20 protein-coding genes are annotated in these 21,718 nt (G+C 58.7%); 9 read left to right on the top strand and 11 right to left on the bottom strand.

Features of this window, described 5'->3' with window-relative positions:
* The first annotated feature begins 48 nt into the window (after positions 1-48).
* Positions 49-1,503 (top strand): catalase, encoded by a 1,455-nt coding sequence (locus tag J1G18_RS06675; protein ID WP_098965863.1) that lies wholly within the window; start codon positions 49-51, stop codon positions 1,501-1,503.
* Positions 1,504-1,653: 150 nt separating this feature from the next.
* A complete protein-coding gene (gene bfr, locus J1G18_RS06670; protein ID WP_003228714.1) occupies positions 1,654-2,118 on the top strand; it encodes a bacterioferritin in 465 nt (154 codons plus the stop codon).
* Positions 2,119-2,181: 63 nt separating this feature from the next.
* Here the strand turns inward: bfr and uvrA are convergent, their stop codons facing one another.
* The gene (gene uvrA / locus J1G18_RS06665) at positions 2,182-5,016 is read right to left on the bottom strand and encodes an excinuclease ABC subunit UvrA (RefSeq protein ID WP_027614251.1); all 2,835 of its coding nucleotides are present in this window, start codon (positions 5,014-5,016) and stop codon (positions 2,182-2,184) included.
* Between the two features lie 191 nt (positions 5,017-5,207).
* Here uvrA and J1G18_RS06660 point away from each other — a divergent pair, with 191 nt between their 5' ends.
* A complete protein-coding gene (locus tag J1G18_RS06660; protein WP_027614250.1) occupies positions 5,208-6,605 on the top strand; it encodes an MFS transporter in 1,398 nt (465 codons plus the stop codon).
* A 9-nt stretch (positions 6,606-6,614) separates the two neighbouring features.
* Positions 6,615-7,133: a single-stranded DNA-binding protein gene (locus J1G18_RS06655; protein WP_007966163.1), complete on the top strand. Its 519-nt coding sequence runs from the start codon at positions 6,615-6,617 to the stop codon at positions 7,131-7,133.
* 114 nt (positions 7,134-7,247) lie between these two features.
* Here the strand turns inward: J1G18_RS06655 and J1G18_RS06650 are convergent, their stop codons facing one another.
* The 6 genes from J1G18_RS06650 to J1G18_RS06625 form a co-directional block, all read right to left on the bottom strand.
* Entirely contained in the window at positions 7,248-8,405 is a 1,158-nt protein-coding gene (locus tag J1G18_RS06650) for a glutathionylspermidine synthase family protein (RefSeq protein ID WP_027614249.1), read from the bottom strand.
* A gap of 2 nt (positions 8,406-8,407) precedes the next feature.
* A complete protein-coding gene (locus tag J1G18_RS06645; protein ID WP_223007273.1) occupies positions 8,408-9,085 on the bottom strand; it encodes a DUF1190 domain-containing protein in 678 nt (225 codons plus the stop codon).
* A gap of 17 nt (positions 9,086-9,102) precedes the next feature.
* Entirely contained in the window at positions 9,103-9,528 is a 426-nt protein-coding gene (locus J1G18_RS06640; protein WP_027614247.1) for a DUF350 domain-containing protein, read from the bottom strand.
* Between the two features lie 15 nt (positions 9,529-9,543).
* A complete protein-coding gene (locus J1G18_RS06635; RefSeq protein ID WP_223007272.1) occupies positions 9,544-10,191 on the bottom strand; it encodes a DUF2491 family protein in 648 nt (215 codons plus the stop codon).
* A gap of 195 nt (positions 10,192-10,386) precedes the next feature.
* A complete protein-coding gene (locus tag J1G18_RS06630) occupies positions 10,387-11,085 on the bottom strand; it encodes a PspA/IM30 family protein (protein ID WP_223007271.1) in 699 nt (232 codons plus the stop codon).
* Positions 11,086-11,102: 17 nt separating this feature from the next.
* Positions 11,103-11,771 carry a YjfI family protein gene (locus tag J1G18_RS06625; RefSeq protein WP_098965854.1) on the bottom strand — a complete coding sequence of 223 codons (669 nt, stop codon included), beginning with the start codon at positions 11,769-11,771 and terminating at the stop codon, positions 11,103-11,105.
* Positions 11,772-12,344: 573 nt separating this feature from the next.
* On the opposite strand from J1G18_RS06625, the gene J1G18_RS06620 reads away from it, so the two are divergent.
* From J1G18_RS06620 to J1G18_RS06600, 5 genes are all read left to right on the top strand, one after another.
* Positions 12,345-13,475, top strand: a complete 1,131-nt coding sequence (locus J1G18_RS06620; protein ID WP_098965852.1) for a ThiF family adenylyltransferase — start codon at positions 12,345-12,347, stop codon at positions 13,473-13,475.
* Complete coding sequence (locus J1G18_RS06615; protein WP_223007270.1) at positions 13,476-14,669, top strand: MFS transporter; 1,194 nt, start codon at positions 13,476-13,478, stop codon at positions 14,667-14,669.
* 90 nt (positions 14,670-14,759) lie between these two features.
* A complete protein-coding gene (locus J1G18_RS06610) occupies positions 14,760-15,494 on the top strand; it encodes a TenA family transcriptional regulator (RefSeq protein ID WP_223007269.1) in 735 nt (244 codons plus the stop codon).
* Positions 15,495-15,675: 181 nt separating this feature from the next.
* Positions 15,676-16,785 carry a DUF3182 family protein gene (locus tag J1G18_RS06605; RefSeq protein ID WP_223007268.1) on the top strand — a complete coding sequence of 370 codons (1,110 nt, stop codon included), beginning with the start codon at positions 15,676-15,678 and terminating at the stop codon, positions 16,783-16,785.
* Positions 16,775-17,533 carry an alpha/beta hydrolase family protein gene (locus tag J1G18_RS06600; protein ID WP_027614239.1) on the top strand — a complete coding sequence of 253 codons (759 nt, stop codon included), beginning with the start codon at positions 16,775-16,777 and terminating at the stop codon, positions 17,531-17,533. Before J1G18_RS06605 ends, J1G18_RS06600 begins: the two co-directional genes overlap by 11 nt.
* A gap of 114 nt (positions 17,534-17,647) precedes the next feature.
* Here the strand turns inward: J1G18_RS06600 and J1G18_RS06595 are convergent, their stop codons facing one another.
* The 4 genes from J1G18_RS06595 to J1G18_RS06580 are packed head-to-tail and all read right to left on the bottom strand — an operon-like array spanning position 17,648 to position 21,610.
* Entirely contained in the window at positions 17,648-18,622 is a 975-nt protein-coding gene (locus J1G18_RS06595; RefSeq protein ID WP_027612952.1) for a lysylphosphatidylglycerol synthase domain-containing protein, read from the bottom strand.
* Positions 18,619-19,893, bottom strand: a complete 1,275-nt coding sequence (clsB, locus tag J1G18_RS06590; RefSeq protein WP_027612951.1) for a cardiolipin synthase ClsB — start codon at positions 19,891-19,893, stop codon at positions 18,619-18,621. Before clsB ends, J1G18_RS06595 begins: the two co-directional genes overlap by 4 nt.
* A complete protein-coding gene (locus tag J1G18_RS06585; RefSeq protein ID WP_223007267.1) occupies positions 19,890-20,687 on the bottom strand; it encodes an endonuclease/exonuclease/phosphatase family protein in 798 nt (265 codons plus the stop codon). The genes clsB and J1G18_RS06585 overlap by 4 nt, the downstream gene beginning before the upstream one ends.
* Positions 20,684-21,610 carry a DUF72 domain-containing protein gene (locus tag J1G18_RS06580; RefSeq protein ID WP_134787444.1) on the bottom strand — a complete coding sequence of 309 codons (927 nt, stop codon included), beginning with the start codon at positions 21,608-21,610 and terminating at the stop codon, positions 20,684-20,686. Before J1G18_RS06580 ends, J1G18_RS06585 begins: the two co-directional genes overlap by 4 nt.
* Between the last annotated feature and the right edge of the window lie 108 nt (positions 21,611-21,718).

Here is a 21,718-nt window from a genome sequence, read left to right as displayed (position 1 = left end):
CAAGCCGATTAGCCGGCAGTTTCAAGACTGACAGAGGAAGAAGACCGTATGAGCCAGATCAAAACGCTTACGACCGCCAGTGGCGCACCTGTCGCCGATAACCAGAATTCTCGCTCCGCCGGCCCCCGTGGCCCGCTGCTGCTCGACGATTTTCATCTGATCGAGAAGCTTGCCCATTTCAACCGTGAAAACATTCCTGAGCGCCGCGTGCACGCCAAGGGCTCGGGTGCTTACGGTACGTTCACCGTGACCCGTGATATCACCGAATACACCAGCGCCAAACTGTTTGAGGCCGTGGGCAAGCAAACGCCAACGTTCTTGCGCTTCTCCACTGTAGGCGGCGAACGTGGCTCGGCTGACACTGAACGTGATCCACGTGGGTTCGCCCTCAAGTTCTACACCGAAGAGGGCAACTGGGACATCGTTGGCAACAACACCCCTGTTTTCTTCATTCGTGATCCACTGAAGTTTCCCGACTTTATCCACACGCAGAAACGTCTGCCGCAGAGCAACCTGAAAAGCGCCCAGATGATGTGGGACTTCTGGTCGCATTCGCCGGAAGCACTGCATCAAGTGACCATTCTGTTCTCGGATCGTGGCATTCCCGACGGCTATCGCCATATGCACGGCTTCGGCAGCCACACCTACAGCCTGATCAATGCCAAAGGTGAGCGTCACTGGGTGAAGTGGCACTACAAAACCAAGCAGGGCGTCAAGAACCTGGCACCAGCCGATGCTGCGCGCCTGGCGGGTACCGATCCGGATTACGCTCAGCGTGATCTGTTCGAAGCCATCGAGCGTGGCGATTTCCCGAAATGGCGCGTATGCATTCAGATCATGACCGAGGCTCAGGCTGCAGCGCACTACGAGAACCCGTTCGACGTGACCAAGACCTGGTCGCAAAAGGAGTTTCCGCTGATCGAAGTCGGCGAACTGGAGCTGAACCGCAACCCGCTGAACTACTTTGCCGAGGTCGAGCAAGCCGCATTCGGTCCGAGCAACATGGTGCCAGGTGTCGGTCTGTCGCCGGATCGCATGCTGCAAGGCCGCGTGTTCGCCTACGCCGATGCACATCGCTATCGGGTGGGCACAAACCACCAACAATTACCGGTGAATGCGCCGCGCAGCCCGGTGAATACGTACCAGCGCGACGGCTCGATGGCCTTCGGCAGCAATGGTGGTGCAGCACCTAACTACGAACCGAACAGCTACATTGAATCACCGAAGCAAGCTCCGCACTACGCCGAGCCTGCACTGGCATTGAGCGGTGCTGCTGACCGTTACGATCATCGCGAAGACACCGATTACTACAGCCACGCCGGTGCGCTGTTCCGTCTGATGAGCGACGAGCAGAAAGCCTTGCTGGTCAGCAATATCGCAGGCGCCATGAGCGGTGTTTCACCTGATGTGGTTGATCGTCAGTTGCAGCATTTCTATAAGGCCGATCCGGCGTATGGAGAAGCAATCGCAAAGCTGCTCGACGTACAGCTTAACGAAGTCTAAACGAGAAGCAGAACCGCCCTCATTGGGGCGGTTTTTGCGTTATTTAGGCTGGTTTTCTCAGAATATCTTCGCTTTTATTGCGCGAAACGGGGTGACCTTCCGGTCAGCTTGGTTCAAACTACAGACTTTCAAGCAGGGAGATGTAGGGCGATGCAAGGCCACCCAGACGTAATCGATTACCTCAACACGTTGCTGACCGGCGAACTGGCCGCGCGTGACCAATATTTTGTTCACTCGCGGATGTATGAGGACTGGGGTTTCACCAAGCTCTACGAACGAATCAACCACGAGATGGAAGAAGAGGCCGGTCACGCCGACGCACTGATGCGCCGGATCCTGATGCTCGAAGGCACACCGCGCATGCGCCCGGACGATCTCGACGTCGGCACCACCGTCCCGGAGATGCTCGAAGCAGATCTGCGTCTCGAGTACAAAGTCCGCGCCGCTCTGTGCAAAGGCATTGAGTTGTGCGAGCAGCACAAGGATTATGTCAGTCGCGAAATCCTGCGTGTTCAGCTCAACGACACTGAAGAAGATCACACCTACTGGCTGGAAAAGCAGTTGGGCCTGATCAAGCTCATCGGTCTCGAGAATTACCTGCAATCTCACACCTGATTGCCAGATACAAAAAAGCCCCTGTCACGGTTGAAGTGACAGGGGCTTTTTCATGCCCGGAGATCAAGCCCGATCGCGAATCAGCAATGGCTTGAGGTAATGACCAGTGTGAGATTGCTTCATCTCGGCCACTTCCTCCGGCGTACCGGTGGCGATGATCTGACCACCCTTGGAGCCGCCCTCCGGCCCCAGATCCACCAGCCAGTCGGCGGTCTTGATCACGTCAAGGTTGTGCTCGATCACCACCACGGTATTGCCGTGGTCGCGCAAGCGATGCAGCACGTCGAGCAATTGCTGGATATCCGCAAAGTGCAGGCCGGTGGTCGGCTCATCGAGGATATACAGAGTTTTGCCGGTGTCGCGCTTGGACAGCTCGCGTGACAGCTTGACCCGCTGCGCTTCACCACCGGACAGCGTGGTTGCCGACTGCCCGAGCTTGATGTACGACAGGCCCACATCCATCAACGTCTGCAGCTTGCGCGCCAGCGCCGGTACCGCGTCGAAGAACTCCCGGGCTTCCTCGATGGTCATCTCGAGGGTTTCGTGGATGCTCTTGCCCTTGTATTTGATCTCAAGGGTTTCGCGGTTGTAGCGCTTGCTCTTGCACACATCGCACGGCACGTAAATGTCCGGCAGGAAGTGCATTTCCACTTTGATCAGGCCGTCGCCCTGGCACGCCTCGCAGCGACCGCCCTTGACGTTGAACGAGAAGCGCCCCGGGCCGTAACCTCGGGAGCGTGACTCGGGCACGCCGGCGAACAGTTCGCGGATCGGCGTGAACAGCCCGGTGTAGGTCGCCGGGTTGGAACGCGGCGTACGGCCGATCGGGCTTTGGTCGATATCGACGACTTTGTCGAGATGTTCCAGGCCCTTGATGCTGTCATGTGCGGCCGCTTCCAGCGTGGTCGCACCATTGAGTGCAGTAGCGCTCAATGGGAACAGCGTGTTGTTGATCAGCGTCGACTTGCCGGAGCCGGAAACGCCGGTCACGCAGGTCAGCAGACCGATCGGGATTTCCAGATCGACGTTGCGCAGGTTGTTGCCGCGCGCGCCCTTGAGCGACAGCGTCAGCTTCTTGTTACGCGGCGTGCGTTTGGCCGGCACTTCGATCTTCACCCGCCCCGACAGGTATTTACCGGTCAGGGAATCCGGGTGCGCCATGACTTCGGCCGGCGTGCCTTCAGCCACGATCTGCCCGCCGTGCACCCCGGCGCCCGGCCCGATATCCACCACATAGTCGGCCAGACGAATCGCGTCTTCGTCGTGCTCGACCACGATCACCGTGTTGCCGATGTCGCGCAGGTGCTTGAGGGTGCCGAGCAACCGGTCGTTATCGCGCTGATGCAGGCCGATGGACGGTTCGTCGAGGATATACAGCACCCCGACCAGACCGGCGCCGATCTGGCTCGCCAGACGAATGCGCTGCGCCTCGCCGCCGGACAGGGTGTCGGCGCTGCGATCCAGCGACAGATAGTCGAGGCCGACATTGACCAGAAATTGCAGGCGCTCGCGGATCTCCTTGAGGATCTTGTCGGCGATCTCGCCACGCCGACCTGTCATCTTCAACTCGCCGAAGTATTCGCAGGCATCGCCAATCGGCAGGTTGGTCACTGCCGGCAGGGTTTTCTCGCCAACCCACACGTGCCGCGCTTCACGGCGCAGACGAGTGCCGCGGCAATCCGGGCAAGCCTGGGTGCTGAGAAACTTGGCCAGCTCTTCGCGCACGCTGGCCGATTCGGTTTCGCGGTAGCGACGCTCAAGGTTCGGCACGATACCTTCGAACGGGTGCGAACGTTTGACGATGTCGCCGCGGTCATTGAGGTACTTGAAGTCGACATTCTGCGAGCCGCTGCCGTGCAGGATCTGTTTCTGCTGTTCGGCGGTCAGCTCGTTGAACGGCTTCTCAAGACTGAACTTGTAGTGCGAGGCCAGTGAGCCGAGCATCTGGAAGTAATAGACGTTGCGCCGGTCCCAGCCGCGAATCGCGCCCTCGGCAAGAGTCAGTTCACCATTGACCAGACGCTTGATGTCGAAGAACTGCTTCACACCCAGACCATCACAAGTCGGGCAGGCACCGGCCGGGTTGTTGAAGGAGAACAGCTTCGGCTCAAGCTCGCTGATGGCATGGCCGCAGATCGGGCAGGCAAAGCGCGCGGAGAAGATCATCTCTTCACCTGGCTCATCGTCCATCGGCGCGACCAAGGCAATGCCGTCCGCCAGCTTCAGTGCGGTTTCGAACGATTCGGCCAGACGCTGCTGCAGGTCGGCGCGGACCTTGAAACGGTCGACGATCACATCGATCGAGTGCTTCTTCTGTTTATCCAGTTTCGGCAGTTCATCGAGTTCGCAAATGCGGCCGTTGACCCGGGCGCGGACGAAGCCTTGGGCACGCAGCTCTTCAAAAACCGAAAGGTGTTCACCTTTGCGTTCGCGAATAACCGGCGCCAGCAACATCAGCTTGCTGCCTTCCGGTTGTGCCAGCACCAGATCGACCATCTGGCTGACGGTCTGCGCTTCCAGCGGAATGTCGTGATCCGGGCAGCGCGGCGTACCGACACGTGCATACAGCAGACGCAGGTAGTCGTAGATTTCGGTGATGGTGCCGACCGTGGAACGCGGATTGTGCGAGGTCGACTTCTGTTCGATGGAGATCGCCGGCGACAAACCTTCAATGGTGTCGACGTCGGGTTTTTCCATCATCGACAGGAACTGTCGGGCGTAGGCCGACAGGGATTCGACATAGCGGCGCTGACCTTCGGCGTACAGCGTGTCGAAGGCCAGGGACGACTTGCCGGATCCGGACAGGCCGGTGATGACGATCAGTTTGTCCCGTGGCAGGGTCAGGTCGATGTTCTTCAGGTTGTGGGTACGGGCCCCACGTATCAGGATCTTGTCCAAAGTGGCCTCGCTCGGCGGGCGTCGAAAACGTAGGAGTATACGGGCAAATACTGGATGGATGCACACTATCAAACGAAGGGTTTTTTACCTTGCATGAAGAGAGTTTCATCTATACGCGTCATAGCGTCGCGATATACCCCGTCTTTCGATGGGACTGGTAGAATCGCCGCCGGTTCACACGAGGTTTTTCCATGCACGATCCCCACAGCGAACGCATGAGTGGCAGCGAGACCCGCGCAGCGAGCGGTCTGGCCCTGGTGTTCGCCTTCCGTATGCTTGGCATGTTCATGGTGTTGCCGGTACTGGCGACCTACGGCATGGACCTGGCGGGAGCGACCCCGGCCCTGATCGGGCTGGCGATTGGCGCTTACGGCCTGACCCAGGCGATTTTCCAGATTCCGTTCGGGATCATTTCCGACCGTATCGGCCGGCGGCCGGTGATTTTCCTCGGGCTGGTGGTCTTCGCCCTTGGCAGTGTGCTGGCGGCTCAGGCCGATTCGATCTGGGGCGTGATTGCCGGACGCATCCTGCAGGGCGCCGGGGCAATTTCCGCTGCGGTGATGGCGTTGCTTTCCGACCTGACTCGCGAACAACACCGCACCAAAGCCATGGCCATGATCGGCATGACCATCGGTCTGTCGTTCGCCGTGGCCATGGTGGTCGGGCCGTTGCTGACCCGCGCGTTCGGCCTGTCCGGACTGTTCCTCGCGACGGGCGGCATGGCCCTGTTCGGGATCGTCATCGTAATGTTCATGGTGCCGAAATCCACCGGGCCATTGAGCCATCGAGAGTCTGGTGTGGCGCGTCAGGCCTTGATGCCGACGCTCAAACATCCCGATCTACTGCGCCTGGACCTGGGCATTTTTGTGTTGCACGCGATGCTGATGTCGAGCTTCGTCGCCCTGCCGCTGGCGCTGGTGGAAAAGGCCGGGCTGCCCAAGGAGCAGCACTGGTGGGTTTACCTGACCGCACTGCTGATTTCTTTCTTCGCCATGATCCCGTTCATCATCTACGGCGAGAAGAAACGCAAAATGAAACGAATTTTGCTCGGCGCCGTCCTGACGCTGATGCTCACTGAGCTATTCTTCTGGCAGTTCGGTGACAGTTTGCGGGCTCTGGTGATCGGCACGGTGGTGTTCTTCACCGCGTTCAATCTGCTGGAAGCTTCGTTGCCGTCGCTGATCAGCAAGGTTTCACCGGCAGGCGGGAAGGGCACGGCCATGGGCGTGTATTCCACCAGCCAGTTCCTCGGTTCGGCGCTCGGCGGGATACTTGGCGGCTGGCTGTTTCAGCATGGCGGTCTGTCGGTTGTGTTCCTTGGATGTGCGGGTCTGGCTGCCATCTGGCTGGCCTTTGCTGTTACCATGCGCGAACCTCCCTACGTGACGAGCCTGCGCTTGCCGTTGTCGCCCGAGGCGATCCGCGAAGCGGGTCTGGTCGAGCGCCTCAAGGCCCTCGTAGGGGTAACAGATGCAGTGATAGTTGCTGATGAAGCGGCTGTTTACATCAAACTGGACAAAGAATTAGTGGATCGCGACACCCTCGAACGCCTGGTGAACAACCCGGCCGGGGCTGCTTGCGAAGCCTAGGAGAACGTTATGGCCCGTGGGGTTAACAAAGTCATATTGGTCGGCACTTGCGGCCAGGATCCCGAAGTTCGCTACCTGCCTAACGGTAACGCCGTGACCAACCTGAGTCTGGCAACCAGCGAACAGTGGACCGACAAGCAAACCGGTCAAAAGGTCGAGAAGACCGAATGGCACCGTGTTTCGATGTTCGGCAAGGTTGCGGAAATCGCCGGCGAGTACCTGCGTAAAGGTTCGCAGGTGTACATCGAAGGCAAGCTGCAGACCCGCGAGTGGGAAAAAGACGGTATCAAGCGTTACACCACAGAAATCGTGGTCGACATGCAAGGCACCATGCAACTGCTCGGCGGCCGTCCACAACAGGGCGACCAACAAGGCGGTGGCAACAACTACCAGCAGCAGGCGCCACGCCAACAGGCTCCGCGTCCGCAGCAGTCGGCTCCGCAACAGCGTCCAGCCCCGGCTCCACAGCAGGCTGCACCGCAACCAGCTCCGGATTTCGACAGCTTCGATGACGATATCCCGTTCTGATTCGCTGCTGCATCCACGCTGAATAAAAAAGGCCCGTCGTTCAACACGACGGGCCTTTTTTGTGGCGCAAGGTCCGCGATTACCACTGATCTCCTGTGGGAGCGGGTGTGTGTTTCAGTCGAGGATCAGGTGCGGCAGAAACCGGCTTGAATCCTTGGTGATCAGACTGTTGTCTTCGCGCACGCCGATCCCCGCCGCCTGATCACCAATCACCCACGAGCCGATCAGCGTGTAGCTGTCGTCGAACTTCGGCAATGGCGCAAATTCCTGCAGGATGAATGGCGCATCGGTGTAGGGCCCGTCTTCTTTGACGATCAGACCTTCTGCCGTTTGCAGTTCGATATTCGCGCCTTCGCGGGAGAAGTACGGTTTGCGTACCCAGCCCTTGGGCACCGCACTGGCCGGATTCGGATCAAGGTGCGCCGCGAGCAGATTCGGATGCCCCTTGTGCAGCTCCCACAGCAAAGGCAGCGCGCCTTTGTTTGACAGGATCGACTTCCACGCCGGTTCGAAAAACTGCGTATCGCTTTCGGCGATTGCTGCACCGAATGGCTCGTGGAAAATAAATTCCCAGGCATGCAGCTTGAACAGGTGCGGGATCCAGCGATCCTCAAGGTCGACGAAGCGACCCTCGGCGGTCAGGCCGATGTCTTCGATGTCGATGTGCCGGGATTCGATGCCGACCTTTTCCGCAATCAGCCGCAGGTAATCGGTGGTGCCCTTGTCTTCGACCGAGTCTTTCATCGACGCAAAGTAGAACGGCCGCTTGAGCTGCAACTCGGCAAACGCCTGGTGCAGCTTGGTATCGATGCTGTTGAACTGGTCGGCATGGCGCGGCAGCATCCCGCGCTCGATGCACTGCTCCAGCCAGCCCCACTGAAACGCCGCTGCCTCATAAAGGCTGGTCGGCGTGTCGTAGTTGAGTTCCAGCAGCTTTGCCGGGCCGTTGCCGCTGTAGGAAAAGTCCATGCGCCCGTACAGATGCGGATGACCTTCCAGCCAGGACGTGCGGATCATGTCGTAGTACGGCGCCGGGATGCTCAGGCGATCCAGCAGCTCTTCGCTGTGCACCACGCGGTCGACCAGGTCCATGCACATCTCGTGCAGTTCGGTGGTCGGATCCTCCAGATCGTTTTCAATCTGCGCGAGCGTGAACTGGTAGTAGGCGCTTTCGTCCCAGTACGGCTCGTCGTCGATGGTGTGAAACAGAAAACCGAGGCTTTCGGCCGTCTGTTTCCAGTCGGGGCGCTCGGCGCAGTGGATCTTCTTCATGGTCAGCTGCTCGAACTGCCCCAGCCGCCCCAACCGCTGCGGGCGGAAGACTGGCTGCCGAAACCGCCGCGGGACGTCGACGAAGCGACGTTGACCGGTTTGCTTCGGGAGTTGTCGTAGCGGGTGTCGGTGCGAGTTGCCGGCGCCGACTCGATTTTGCGGTACTGCGCCGAGGTGTTGTAGGTCTGGCGCGTATCGCGATCGCGATAGACCGTGCGATTGGCGTTGTTGCTCATCGCATTGCCGATCAGCCAGCCCGTCAGCCAACCGTTGCCGCCGCCGGACGAGTGCGAAGTGCTTTGTACGTTCTGGGCGGCGGCGGCTTCACCGGCAGGCATCTGCGCATTGGCAAGCGCATTCAGGTCCTGTGGCGCCTCGCCGTTCTGCGGCACCTTGAAACCGCCGAGCTTCGGCACGAAGCGACCGTCGGAATTCTTCTGGCACCAGTCGGCTGCAAAATCCGCATCGCACTTGGCTTTGTCGTCGTAGGCCGGCGCAATACGTCGATGTTCGGTCAATGCCGCGACGTAGGCGTTGGAGCAGACGTCGGCCGCGACCGAGGCATCGACGCACTGTTCGACCGTTTGAAAGCGTTGCGAGTCCAGCGCTGCCGCTTCGCCGGAAATGGCCATGGCCACCGAAGCGGCGAGGGACAGTTGAACATACTTGCTGCGTTTCATCGAAGGCTTCCTGCCGATCAGTTGGACGGGGTCATGCACGCGGCGTTAAGCATGCCGACGCTGATGGCCACTGCGGCCACATAGATACCCGAAGCGATTTCACCGTTGGCGATACGCTGCGACGTGCCCTTGAGCACCAGCCCCGTGGCGAGGAAGGCCAGCAGCTGCACCACCGCAGCAATCACCGCCCACAGCACGAAATCGAGAACGTTGACCGAAAACGCGATCACGTTGCTGGCCGGAATCGCGAAGCCGATGATCGCGCCCGCCAGAGCGATGGCGGCAGCGATGTTGCCGGAGCGAATCAGCTCGAACTCCTTGTGTGGCGTGATGCGGGTGTAGACGAACTGAAACAGCATGAACAGCAGCACGGCGCCGATCAGGTAGACGACGAAACCGACCAGTGCGGTCTTGTTCAGGGAAACGGCCAGCACTTCCAGCATGGAAAACTTCCTTATTTAAATGGTGCTCAAATCAGTCGTGTACAGCGAAATGCCCAGCGAGGTACTCAGGCTGACGGTGCCTTCCTCGTCCTGTTCGACGGAGAACAGCAGCAGTTCGCGGCGATCGGTCAGGCCGGTCTCGCGCGCGTAAAGCATGGAGTGGTGTTCGATGGTGTAGCTCTCGTCCGGGTTGACCACATGTTCGGTCATCGGTACGAGTTCGGTCTGGCCTTGTTCGGTGCCCCATTCGCGGCTGTACTGGACGCCGTCGTGGGTATAGATCGGCAGGCCGATCGGGCTTTCGGGGCCGGCCAGGCGCTGCAGCTCGGCGTCACTGTTGACGGTCACGTAGCTGAGGTAGTTGAACAGGGTGACCGACTCGATCTGGTCGTCACCGGTGACGTGGATCTGCAGCCAGAAGTCTTCGTTATTGAGGTAGTAGCGATGCAGCTTGTTGGATTGGCCGAGGTCGATCCAGCCGGCGCTCCAGATTGCCTCTGCCGCTGGAACCTGCACCGAGGTGCTGCCATCGAGCAGCAAGGCCAGAGTCGAATCGAATCGCACGCCTTTGCCTTGTGCCATCCCGAGTGGGCCACTGGCGACCGGAGCGGGCGCAGCGGGCTGCCAGTTGCTGGTGCCCAGCAAATCTTTGAACCATCCCATGGGTACATTCCTTGAGGCGGGTGGAGGTGTTCGTCGTAAAAAACGCCGCCAGTGTACCGGGCCGGGCGACGAACGACACGCCGTAAACCATGTGGGAGCGGTTTGCTCGCGAAGGCGGTGTGTCAGGCAGCTAAGGTACCGACTGACACACCGCTTTCGCGAGCAAGCCCGCTCCCACAGGTTTTGTGCAAACGCTTACTGCGCGGACTTCTGCTTCAGACGCTCGAGGATCGCATTGGCGCTGCCTTCGTTCGGCGTGATGCCGGCGTCGCGCAGTTTGCGTTCCAGGTCATTGCCGGTCGAAGCGTCAGCCAGTTCATCGGCGGCACTCAGCTCGGCAGCGCGTTGCTGCTGCTTGGCCTGCAGACGGTTCAGCGTGCCCACCGCGGTTTCCAGCTTGCCATTGGCGCCGCCGCTGGCGATGGACGCGCTGACCTGCGCCTTTTGCACGCTTTCACGGGCCTTGGCCATGTCCACCTGCTGGCGTAGGCTCTTGATCCGCGACTCGGCCTTGCTGATGTCCTTGCGCATGTTTTCGGCGTAGGTGCCGAACTCGTCGCTCTGGGCTTTCTCGGCGGTCAGGTCGTTGGTCAGGGTCGAAATCGCTTCGGCCACTTCCAGCGCCAGGTCTTCACGGCCGGCGTTCAGCGCGGAAACCGCCTTGGCTTCCAGATCCTTGATCTTGGCGTCGTACTCGCTCACGCGATCAGCGGCCAGCTTGTGCTTGGCCATGATGGTGACCAGCTCACGGCGGGCATTCGACAGCGCGGTGTCGGCGTCGCGGATTTCCTGGTCGAGGATGCGCAGGGCCTGTTGGTCGACGATCGCTTCGCCGACTTCATTGGCGCCGCCGCGCAGCGCGGTGAACAACTTGCTCCAGATGGACTGAGTCATTGGATATTCCCTGTTGATTACTTGAAGAAGTGTTCGAAGGCTTCGCTCGCGCGCTGCACGTTGTCGACCAGGGTTTTCACCTCGGTGACGACGTTGGTCAGGCTCGAGTCGGCGCTGAGGGCGCCAAACATGTTGTAAACGGTCTGGCCGTTAGGCATCGACTCGATACCGATCGACGACAGCGGGAACATTTCCCGGCTGCGCAGCACGGCGTCGTTGAAGGCGCGCACGTCAGTGATCGAATCGATGTCCACCAGCACGGTGTCGACGATGATCTGCTGACCGGCCACGGCGATGTGAATCGGCAGACCGCCGAATTCGTTCATTTCCAGCTTGATGCTGGGTTCGGAGCTCTGGATCAGAGACAGCGTGATCTCCTGCGAAGCCACCTCGTCCAGTGCCTTGAGGGCGTTGAAGAGGCTATCGATGTTCCAGTTGTTGCCTGCGCTCATGTAATTCTCCGACATGAATGAGCCAGCCAGAATCGGTTGGCGTAGCTGTTGCTCCATCTGCTTGAGCAAGCTTCGGTTTTCCGGAAGTACCCAAGTTTCGTGTTTCACATAACCGGCGGCAGCCAGGCCCGCGCGCATCTGCTTCATGTAGAAGCTCGACGGCTTTTTCGCGGACGGTTTCGAGCGCTCTCCCTGTGGGCTCTCTGATGCAACGGTGGGGGAGCGACTTTTCATGGCAATGACTCCGTTATGAACATCTCACGCGTGAGCCACACTACAACCAATTCAAAATGCCATCAATGGCTCACGCGTGAGATTTTTTCGGCATGTCGACATCGCCGATGAGGTGGTGGTCGCAAGCGTTGTCCCGGGTGGGGAGTGTGTTTCTGATTAATCACTGATGTTTATTGTCTGGAAGGCGAGTTTGTTTCTCAATTCTCTCGCTGTGATTTTTTATTGTTTAAATATTGAAGATAATTCCTACATTGTTTTTGCATGTTTCCGTAAGAAGTAATAGCGGCCCTTCGTAAGAGCGTAGGAAGTTTGTTTTTTGTGAGTAATATTAAGAAACAAGGTCGGTTCGCAACCACTAAGAACTTATTCTAGTTTTGGGGTGTGCACACCTTCACTCCGGTGGAACACAGCTTGGACTACCGGCCCTTCAACTTTTGAGGAAATCATTATGACTTTCGAAAAAGCATCTTCCGCTGGCGATTCTCAGATCGGCTGATCTGATCAGTAAGAGCCGGGGCCTTCGCGGCCCTGGTTCTTTTACTAACTTGTTTTAATAGCGATCGAGGCTCGAATATGAAGCTTTGTCTTAAACCGACGATTATTCCGTTCAAACTTGATGGTCAAGTAGTTCTGCGTTTTAACGGTCAATACGCAAAAATCCCCGACCTACACGGTGCTGTCTGGGAGTTCATCAAGGCACTTGATGGCCGTACACCCTTTGAGGAGTTGATTACCCAAGTGGCAGACCGTTACCCCGCAGTGGATCAGGACGAAATCCGAAGCGTCGCGCAAGATCTGATCAAATACCGGCTGGTCGAGAGTCCGGATGCCTTTGAGACTACTTCTCTTTCGGATCATGATCGCATCAGATTTTCCCGCAACATCGACTTTTTCGGGTCGATAGCGGCTGTGGGCGAGAACAAGTTCACCCACCAGGAAAAACTGCGCACGGCCAGGGTCTGCGTACTGGGCTGCGGCGGTCTGGGCACCCATATCCTGTTCGACCTGGTGGCGCTGGGTGTCCACCATCTGACGATCCTCGATTTTGACACGATCGAGTTGAGCAATTTGAACCGGCAGATCCTTTACAAGGAAACCGACGTTGGCATGCCGAAGGTTGCAACGGCCAGGCGCAGGTTGCTTGAATTCAACAGTCACCTCGACATTACTGCTCACGAAACCCGCCTCCAGTCGGCGCAAGACGTCGCCGGCATCGTACGCGGCCACGATATTGTGATTTGTGTCGCTGATAAACCCGCGAACTACATGGCCGACTGGCTGAATGAGGCCTGTGTTAAACAGGGCGTACCCTTCATTTCAGGCGGGCTTGATGTACGGCGCTCGGTGTTTTATTCGGTGGTGCCTGGCTCCTCGGGCTGCGGTGCTTGCTGGCTGACGTCGGCGCGTAACAAGAGCAGCCTGGTGAACAGCGTTTCGACCATGGCCAAACAGCACGACATCACTTATGAGCATCCCGGTCCGGCTCTTGTGACTTTGGTGGCTGTCACCGCCGGGATGATGGTCAGCGAAACGGTCAAGATCATCACCGGCTGCCAACCGCCACAATTGACCAACAAGCTAAAGGAATTCACATTCGACGACCTGGACGTCAGCGTCGCCGAAGTCTGGCAACAGAATCCGGACTGCACGGTGTGTGGACATCTCGCGGACGCGCAACGGTCGGCGCAGGCGGAGACTGTCTAGATGTTCAAACTCCTGGCGTCCTATGCCATCACGTCCATCTGCTCATGGGCCATAGCGTTTCTGATCCCGCTGTATGTTTATGAGCAGACCGGCTCCCCAGTCTGGACGTCGCTGGCTTTTTTCGCCGCGATGGCGCCCTACATACTGGTCACGCCCTTCGCCGGTGTGTGGAGTGATCGCTACAGCAAACGGCGTTTTTTGATCGGTGGTGATCTGATCAACATCGTCACCGGCTGCCTTATATATGCTGCCGTGATTACGCTGTCCGGGAGCAGCTTGAGTATTACTCTGTTACTGCTGAGCTTTCTGTTGGCAAGCGTCGGTGCCACCCACCACCCGGTCTTCCAGAGTATTGCGCCTGCGCTGATCGAGGGGCCCAAACTCCATCGATTCAATGCAATCGTCAATGCCAGTGACAACATCATTCGCATCGTTGCACCAATCGGCGTTGCAGCCTTGCTGGCCTTCAGTACCAAGGAGCAGTTGCTGATTGGCAGCATTGTCGGATTTGCGCTATCCCTGCCGCTTTGCTTCTTGCTGAAAGAGCAGGGTAAGCCTGCGCCGGCCACCACGCGGGTATTCACGGAAATCAAAGCCGGACTGTTGTATGTCATCCAGCAGCGAGAACTGTGTTCGTTTGTCATGCTGTTCTTTTTCTGCAATTTCGGTTTTGCCTTGATCGGTGCCAGCCTTGTCTATGTCTACACCACGCTACTGGCCGTGCCATTGAGTGATGTGGGCTATTACTACGGGCTCATTGGTGCAGGTGCCGTCGCCGGATCAGCTATGGGGGCGTTTCTGGTGAAGAGATATCCGGCCGGCATTCTTATCCGTCGAAGCTGTTTGCTGGCCGGGGTGTTCACGCTGATGGGGGCGATGGCCAACGATCCGTGGTCACTTTCGGCAATGTGGGCGCTTTCTACAGGTTGCCAATCCGTGGTGGTCATCGCTTTTTTCACCTATCGCCAGCAGGTGGTTCCGCAAACCATTCTTGGGCGAACGGTCGGAGTTACACGGCTCATTGCCTACCTCGCGATTCCTCCCGCGAGCCTGCTGAGTGGATGGCTGTTACTGCATTTCTCGAGCAGCGCTGTGATTCTTGCGTCAGGCGGTCTGTGCATCATTTTCGCCTCTCTATGTGCTTACTTTCTGGCCAGGTTTGAGCGCCCGGTCATTTACAGCGACGCACAATGAATACGGTTTTGTAAGTTTTTCGGGGTTTCGGAATAACTGGAAAGTTGCGATCGGCTGGATGGCTGATAAAGAATTAAAAGGAATTTAAAGTTGGAAGTAGATAAAAAGTTGAATCGCGGCGATGGGGCGAAGGTCATTAACTTCATGACCGGAGGCACATTATGGGACCAATGGCTGGACGCTGATGCGTTAGATAGATTGGTTAATCATGAACTGTTGCTGGCAATGCAAAACGGTCATGTTTCCCTGAAGGGGATGCGTTACTTTCTGATCCAGCATCATTACTACTCGCGAAACTTTACCCGCTTTCTATGCGCAATCCTCAATCGCCTCGAGTCCCTTGGCGACATCAAATTACTGTTGGAAAACATGCAAGAGGAAATGGGCATAGATGGTGACAACAAGCTCACGCATTCCGAGCTGTTTCAAAGGTCGCTGCGGATCCTGGGCACCCATCCCTTGGCTGAATTGCCTTTACCTCAGACCGTGGATTTCACCCAATGCATCATGCAGCTTTGCCGCAGTGAAAATCCTGTCGAGGGCCTCGCAGCACTCTGCCTGGGAGCCGAAGCCATTGTGCCGCTGATTTACAAACCGATTCTGCTGGCACTGGACGGACTGAATGTCAGTGAGGAAGGGCTGGAGTTCTTTCGCCTGCATATCGAAGAGGATGAGGACCACGCGATTACCATGCTGGGAGTTCTGCAACGCCTGACTCACCAGACGCCTGAAGCCAAGCGGCTTGCGATTCAAATCGGGCGTCAGGCTATGCTCAAACGTTGTGTCATGTTCGATGCCATCTGGAAGGAAGTCAGTCAGCAGTAGTCGGCGTCCCGTTTCGTGCAAATTGCCGCGGATTCGCTGGCAGTCGTGCAGATTGAAACAGGCCTGATGCCACCATGCTTGTTCCAAGCGATTGAATCATTGGGCATTCCCGGCGCCAGGCGATTGGCCTGATCTCTGCACTTCTCTCATTACATTCATCAATTGGCTTGAAGGGGGACGCATGACCCCGATCTCGAGCAGGAAAGTGGTCGTCGCCCATTCGGTTCGGGCCGGGGCGCCGCAACATGAAGTGCAGACAAACAAGGCACTTGCCCGCTGGCTGGCGCAGATTCTCGGACTCAGCTTCGGCGGAAGTTTTGACCCGCAGAAGCATCGCGGTCGCGATTTGTATTGGCTGCCGACCCAGACCATTGTTGGCCCGGCCAGCGCGCGTAATCTGGGGATCAGGGGTCCCGGCGATTTGTGGGGCGGGTACGTCGAACACGATTTCATTTGCACCAAAGCCATCAGCCACGGCTTGCGCAGTCATCTGGCTCACGCGCCACAAGGCTGGGCGCCGCAATTCTCCGAGCGCGTGCGCGATGTGGTGCTCGACGGCTTGACGGTGTTTGCCGTGGAAGATGCGCGACCCGCTGCCGAGCATCTGCTGTACAGCGGACCGATCCGCCTGAAGCCGATTCACGCCTGTGCCGGTCGTGGCCAGGAAGTTATCAACAGCCTCGACGCGTTCGATGAAGTACTGGCCCGTGCAGAAGCGGAAGCGTTGTTTCGCGATGGCGTGGTGCTCGAACAGGACTTGAGCAAGGTCTTCACCCACAGCGTTGGCCAGTCATTCATCGGCGACAAAGTGCTTAGCTACTGCGGTGATCAATACTTGACCAAGGATGCCTATGGCGAAGACGTCTATGGTGGTTCGAATCTGTTAGTAGTGCAGGGCGGCTACGAAGATCTGCTGGCGCTGGACTTGCCGGATGACGTGCGACTGGCCATCAAGCAGGCGCAGATTTTCGACCGGGCGGCGGATGAGGCTTATCCAGATTTCTACGCCTCGCGGCGCAACTACGACATTGCCCAAGGCCTGGACAGCAATGGCAAACCCCGTAGCGGGGTGCTCGAACAATCCTGGCGCATGGGCGGTGCCAGCAGCGCTGAATTGGCCGCGTTGCAAAGCTTCGTCAATGATCCGCAGATGCCCGCGATCCGCGTGTCGACCGTAGAAACCTATAGCGATCAAAGCCTGCCGGCGGACGCCATCGAAATCTATCGCGGGCCAGCGGAGAACAGCGACTTCCTTCTCAAATACGTAACGGTCAAATCTTATGACGGCTAGAAGCGAAAGCATTCAGATCGACATTGATGATGAACAGATGAGCGGGACGTTTCTCAGTCCAAAATCGAAAGTCCCCGGCGTGTTGTTTGTGCACGGCTGGGGCGGTAGCCAGGAGCGTGATCTTGAACGCGCCAAGGGCATCGCCGGGCTTGGTTGTGTATGCCTGACCTTCGACCTGCGCGGCCACACCGGTGGCACCGGCATTCCGCTGACGCGGGTGACGCGCGAAGACAACCTGCGTGACCTGCTCGCAGCTTACGACCGCCTGCTGGCGCATCCGGCGCTCGACACCTCGGCGATTGCGGTGGTTGGCACCAGTTATGGCGGTTACCTGGCTTCGATCCTCACCTCGTTGCGTCCGGTGCGCTGGCTGGCGCTGCGGGTACCGGCGCTGTATCGCGACGAGCAATGGCACACGCCCAAGCGTGAACTGGACAAGGCCGACCTGCGCGACTACCGGGCGACGTTGGTCCGTGCAGACAGCAACCGTGCATTGCACGCCTGTTCACAGTTCACCGGGGATGTGCTGCTGGTGGAATCGGAAACCGACGACTACGTGCCCCACGCGACGATCATGAGCTACCGTGCCGCCTGTCAGCAGACGCATTCACTGACGCACCGGATAATCGATGGCGCCGACCATGCCTTGAGCGAGCCGGTTTCGCAGCAGGCCTATACTTCGATTCTGGTGGACTGGATTACCGAGATGGTGGTGGGTGAGCGGTTGAGCATCATCCAGTCCACATGATTTGTTGTGGCTCTTCGGACGCCTTCGCGAGCAAGCCCGCTCCCACATTTGGAATGCTTTCTACCTGTGGGAGCGGGCTTGCTCGCGAAGGGGCCATCAGCCATAACAAAAAAATCATGAAGGTTTCTTTTCGATCCGCAACGCCTTCGCCTTGGCCTCGACCAGCAAATACATCACCACCGTAATCAACAACGGCAACAGAAAATAAATCGCCCGATACGCCAGCAACCCCGCCACCAGACTGCCCCGCGAAGCTTCGTGCTGCAGCAGCGCGACAAACACCGCTTCCAACACTCCAAGCCCCGCCGGAATGTGCGTGATGACTCCGGCAATCGCGCTGATCAACAGCACGCCGAGCACCAACGGATAATCCAGTTTGCTCGGCAGCAGAGTGAAAATCACCGCCGCCATCAGCGACCAGTTCAATGCACCGAGCAGCAATTGCAGGACGGCCATGCGCAGTGATGGCAGGTTGATTTCCACCCCGCGAATCGACCACTCGCGGCGCTTGGAGAACTGGCACGCGGCGAGGTAACCGGCACTCAATAACAACAGCAGCACGCCGATGCCCTGCAACGCGGCGCTGCTGATTTTCCAGCCCGGCGGCATGCTCACCAGGCCGCTGCTGAACACTACGCCGGCAATCGTCATATAACCGAACCAGTTGGTGGCCAGGCTCAGACCGAGAATCTTGGCGATGTTGCTTTTGCTCACCCCCAGGCGCGAATACAGCCGATAGCGCATGGCAATCCCGCCGACCCAGGCGCTGAGATTGAGGTTGAACGCATAACTGATGATCCCCACCGGGAGGATCTGTTTCCAGGTCAGGTCCTGGCGAATGTAGGTGCGGCCGATCAGGTCGAAACTGGCGTAGGTGAGAAAGCTCAGCAGAGTCAGGCTGGCGGCGATGATCAGCGTGCGCACCTTGAAGTCAGCCAGGGTTTGCAGAACTTCCGCCCATTCGATACGGGTGGCGAACATCGTCAGCAATACGATCAATGCGAGGAAAAACAGCAACGTCAGTGGGCGTTTCCAGCGACTCCATCGAGAGTGAGTAGCGGGAGCAGACTGTGCGTGGGAATGGCTCATGACGTGCGCCCCCGAAATGGCTTGAGCCGCGGTTTGTGCGCCGGCAACCAACCGGCCATCGACGGGAAATGCCGCAGGAAGTGAAATACCAGAAACCCCACGGTCATGTGCCAGATCCGTCCTCGCGGGGACATGCTGGCGTCCATCGCCTTGCAGTGGTTCTGGCTCAGGTCTTCGAGGCGCTGAAACAAATGCTGATTGAACGCGCGATCGCGGATCAGCACGTTGGCTTCCAGGTTCAGCGACAGGCTCAGCGGGTCGAGATTGCTCGAGCCGACGGTGCTCCATTCCTCATCCACCAACGCGACTTTGCCGTGCAGCGGGCGCTGGCAATATTCGTGGATCTGCACGCCGGCCTTGAGCAGGTAGTCGTAGGTCATGCGTGCCGCGAGTTTGGCCACCAGCATGTCCGGTTGACCTTGCAGGATCAGCCGCACCTCGACGCCACGGCGCGCGGCGTTGCGGATCTCGCGCAGCAGGCGGTAGCCGGGGAAGAAATAGGCGTTGGCGATCACCACCCGGCGTTTGGCCCGGCGCAATGCGTGCAAGTACACATCTTCGATGTCGGTGTGATGCTGATCGTTGTCGCGAAACACCAGACGTACCTGACCGTCGTGATCGTTGAAAGCCATGTCCGCCCGGCGCTGACGCCGGCGTTGCCACCAGAACCGTGCGCGTCCCGGACGACCACTTTGCAGCAGGGCGAAATGATGGATGTCAGCGACCGCTGGCCCTTGAATCTGCACCGCATAATCCTGTTTCGCCTCGGGGCCGAAATCGGCCAGGTGATCGCCGGAAAAGTTGATCCCGCCAATGAACGCGATCAGTCCGTCGACCACCACAATCTTGCGGTGCAGGCGGCGGAACCAGTTGGTGCGAATGCCCAGGTGCTTGGGCGCCGGGTCAAACATTTGCAGATGCACGCCCGCTTCGCTCAGTGCCGCGAGATAACCGGTGGTCAACTCGCCGCAACCAAAACCGTCGAGGCTGACAGTGGTGCGCACGCCACGCCGGGCGGCGTCGATCAGGATCTGCTGCAACTCTGCGCCGACCTTGTCTTCGAAAACGATGAAGGTCTCCAGCAGAATTTCACTCTTCGCCGCACGCATGGCGTCGAACACCCGTGGGAAATATTCCTCGCCGTTTTCCAGCAACTCGACGCGGTTATTGCCCTGCCAGCCGTACTCGACATCGACATGCCCGGGCTCGCGCACCGGCGGGTTGATGCTGATCGGTTCCACGGCGGATTTCTCCAGCGGTGCGCTGCTCATAGTTCGATCTCCACCGATAAAGGGACGTGGTCGGAAAGGTGTGACCAGGGCCGGTTGGCCAGGACTTTCGGCTGGCTGGCCTTGAGGTTGCGTACATAAATACGATCGAGCCGCAGCGTCGGCAGCCGCGCCGGAAAGCTGCGCGCCGGTTTGCCGTGATGCTCGGCGAACACCTCGCGCAGACCGCAGGGTTCGAGCAGCGCGTCGGCGCGCTGGCGCCAGTCATTGAAGTCACCGGCGACGATCACCGGCGCATCATCCGGCAGTTCCGCCAGACGCTCGCCGAGCAATTTCAATTGCGCATTGCGATGACTTTCGCGCAGACCCAGATGCACGCAGATCGCATGCACTTCGACGCCATCGCCGGGCAGGCGCAGCACGCAATGCAGCAGCCCGCGGTTCTCGTGGCCGCTGATCGAGACGTCGAGGTTGTCGTGGCGGATGATCTGGAATTTCGACAGCAACGCATTGCCGTGATCGCCCTCCGGGTACACCGCGTTGCGCCCGTAGGCGAACTGCGGCCACAGACTGTCGGCGAGGAACTCGTATTGCGGCATCGTCGGCCAGTTGCTGTAGCGCTTGGGATGATGCTCGTGGGTGCCGTGGACTTCCTGCAAAAACACCACGTCGGCGGCCACGCTGCGCACCGCTTCGCGCAACTCCGGGAGGATGAAACGTCGGTTGAGCGCAGTGAAACCCTTGTGTGTGTTGACCGTCAGCACGGTGAAACGACGCACCGACACTTCAACGCTGGTCTGCTCGTCGGTGAACCCGACCGGCTCTGGAATACTCATGCCAGCACCCCTTCGGCAGCCGGTTCACCGGGGGTGGTGGCGAGCGTTTTATCCAGCTCGAATCGGTGGAGCAAACTGCGCGCGTCGTAGGGCGCGCGGACTTTGATGTCGTTGTCGAAATAGCAGAACACTTCGCGGGATGTACGCGCCCGCGGCTTGAGGCGCGGCGCGATCAGATGCGCATCGCCGGGTTGCCGGCCGTGATGCCAGGCGTCGATGCGTTCAGCCCATTTGTTCAACGCGGCGTCGGTGTAACCGCTGGCGTACAGCTCTTCGGCACCGTGCAGGCGCAGGTAGACGAAATCGCTGGTGAGGTCTTCGCGGTACGGCCATTTGCCGGCGGTGTCGGCGATCACCAGAGCGGTGTTGTAGCGTTTCAACAAGCGCACGAAGTCGGGGTCGATGAACGTGTCATTGCGCACTTCCACGGCATGGCGCAGCGGTTTTTTGCGCCAGGCTTTGAGGCTGGCGTGGCCGTGAAGATGTGAATCGTGTTGGCGGGCGAGGGCGGCAGCGGCTTCGGTATCGTGGGGCAACAATGAGAGGAAGTGTTCGAAGCGCTCAGGATCGAATTTGAAGTTCGGTGGAAACTGCCAGAGGATCGGCCCGAGCTTTTCCTTGAGTTCCAGCACCCCGGAGGCGAAGAAATTCGCCAGCGGTTTTTCGATCTCGCGCAAGCGCCGGACGTGGGTGATGAAACGCGGCGCCTTGACGCTGAACACGAAGTCGTCGGGCGTTTCGCTGTACCACCGGGCATAACGTTCGGGCCGTTGCAGGGCGTAGAACGATCCATTGATTTCGATGCTGTTGACCGCCCGCGAAGCGAACTGCAATTCGCGCTTCTGCGTCAGTCCTTTCGGGTAGAAATCCCCTCGCCACGGAACGTAGCGCCAGCCGGAAATACCGATGTGAATCGTTGCCATGCCGCCCTCCCGTTGTCAGTCCTCGTACAGCCTGTGTCTGTTGATGACTGCGGGCGGTTCGGGAAAGTTTCGGTGGCGTTACGGACGGTACATCCCTGAGAGCAACAC

This window comes from Pseudomonas sp. MIS38 (assembly GCF_019891575.1).
In the GTDB taxonomy this organism is placed as follows: domain Bacteria; phylum Pseudomonadota; class Gammaproteobacteria; order Pseudomonadales; family Pseudomonadaceae; genus Aquipseudomonas; species Aquipseudomonas putida_A.
The sequence above is the reverse complement of the archived record's forward strand: the minus strand, read 5'-3'. Positions and strand labels throughout refer to the sequence as shown.

Coding starts and splice junctions, on each gene's coding strand:
- J1G18_RS06585 (WP_223007267.1), bottom strand. CDS start 20,687: ATGAGTATTCCAGAGCCGGTCGGGTTCACCGACGAGCAGACCAGCGTT.
- J1G18_RS06615 (WP_223007270.1), top strand. CDS start 13,476: ATGTTCAAACTCCTGGCGTCCTATGCCATCACGTCCATCTGCTCATGG.
- bfr (WP_003228714.1), top strand. CDS start 1,654: ATGCAAGGCCACCCAGACGTAATCGATTACCTCAACACGTTGCTGACC.
- J1G18_RS06595 (WP_027612952.1), bottom strand. CDS start 18,622: ATGAGCCATTCCCACGCACAGTCTGCTCCCGCTACTCACTCTCGATGG.
- J1G18_RS06620 (WP_098965852.1), top strand. CDS start 12,345: ATGAAGCTTTGTCTTAAACCGACGATTATTCCGTTCAAACTTGATGGT.
- J1G18_RS06645 (WP_223007273.1), bottom strand. CDS start 9,085: ATGAAACGCAGCAAGTATGTTCAACTGTCCCTCGCCGCTTCGGTGGCC.
- clsB (WP_027612951.1), bottom strand. CDS start 19,893: ATGAGCAGCGCACCGCTGGAGAAATCCGCCGTGGAACCGATCAGCATC.
- J1G18_RS06660 (WP_027614250.1), top strand. CDS start 5,208: ATGCACGATCCCCACAGCGAACGCATGAGTGGCAGCGAGACCCGCGCA.
- J1G18_RS06650 (WP_027614249.1), bottom strand. CDS start 8,405: ATGAAGAAGATCCACTGCGCCGAGCGCCCCGACTGGAAACAGACGGCC.
- J1G18_RS06625 (WP_098965854.1), bottom strand. CDS start 11,771: ATGAAAAGTCGCTCCCCCACCGTTGCATCAGAGAGCCCACAGGGAGAG.
- J1G18_RS06640 (WP_027614247.1), bottom strand. CDS start 9,528: ATGCTGGAAGTGCTGGCCGTTTCCCTGAACAAGACCGCACTGGTCGGT.
- J1G18_RS06630 (WP_223007271.1), bottom strand. CDS start 11,085: ATGACTCAGTCCATCTGGAGCAAGTTGTTCACCGCGCTGCGCGGCGGC.
- J1G18_RS06580 (WP_134787444.1), bottom strand. CDS start 21,610: ATGGCAACGATTCACATCGGTATTTCCGGCTGGCGCTACGTTCCGTGG.
- J1G18_RS06600 (WP_027614239.1), top strand. CDS start 16,775: ATGACGGCTAGAAGCGAAAGCATTCAGATCGACATTGATGATGAACAG.
- J1G18_RS06675 (WP_098965863.1), top strand. CDS start 49: ATGAGCCAGATCAAAACGCTTACGACCGCCAGTGGCGCACCTGTCGCC.
- J1G18_RS06605 (WP_223007268.1), top strand. CDS start 15,676: ATGACCCCGATCTCGAGCAGGAAAGTGGTCGTCGCCCATTCGGTTCGG.
- J1G18_RS06635 (WP_223007272.1), bottom strand. CDS start 10,191: ATGGGATGGTTCAAAGATTTGCTGGGCACCAGCAACTGGCAGCCCGCT.
- J1G18_RS06655 (WP_007966163.1), top strand. CDS start 6,615: ATGGCCCGTGGGGTTAACAAAGTCATATTGGTCGGCACTTGCGGCCAG.